General features: G+C 54.6%; 1 protein-coding gene. It reads right to left on the reverse strand.

Annotated elements, in window-relative coordinates; translation table 11 throughout:
• The coding region (locus I9W95_RS18615; RefSeq protein ID WP_225676862.1) for a TolC family protein at positions 1 to 703 on the reverse strand (703 nt) is incomplete at both ends.

Raw genomic sequence — 703 nt, forward strand, 5'->3', positions numbered from 1 at the left:
GTTTTCATAGGCTTTAAGCGCCTGCTGACGACCGTTATTGAGAGTCGGCAGAATGGTTTCTGTCAGGGTATTGATAACGTGCTGACTGTGTTCCAGTTCCATCAGCAGTGTGCGGGTTTGGATGGTCAGTTGTTGCAAATGCGCCTGTGCTGAAAGTGTCTTCTGTTGTTCACGGACATTGACCGAGCGCTGAAGAGCGGCGTGGCGCTGATTCGCGCCCAGCGGAATGCTGAACTGGGCGACCAGGGCATAGTCATCCGTATTTTCGAAACGGCGCACGCCTGCGCCAACCGACCACGGGGTTACCGCTTCTTCACTCGCAAGTTTTCCTTCCGCACTGAACAGTTCTGCTTCCGCTTTTATCTGGCTCAGTGACGGGGTTTCCTGCAATTTGTTCATGGCAGCTTCAGCTTTTGCCAACGGCAGAAATGGCAGCAGGTTTCCCGCGGCATAAAGCTGGGTTTCTGTCGCTCCCCACTGCGCAGACAATCGCAGTGACGCCGACTGCAGCCGGTGCCCGAATTCTTCCACTGCCAACTCCTGCTCTGTTAAACGGGTACGTGCCAGTATCAGGTCAGCATTGGGGGCGCGACCGGCATTCACACGGCGCTGAATGATCGCCAGAATTTCTTTTTCATCGGCTAACGCTTCCTGTGCCAGTTGCAGCCGCTCCTGATCGGCGAGTAACGAAATAAAGAGTGTT

Origin of the sequence: Thalassolituus marinus (genome assembly GCF_020320395.1) — a bacterium.
Classification (GTDB): Bacteria; Pseudomonadota; Gammaproteobacteria; order Pseudomonadales; family Oceanobacteraceae; genus Venatoribacter; species Venatoribacter marinus.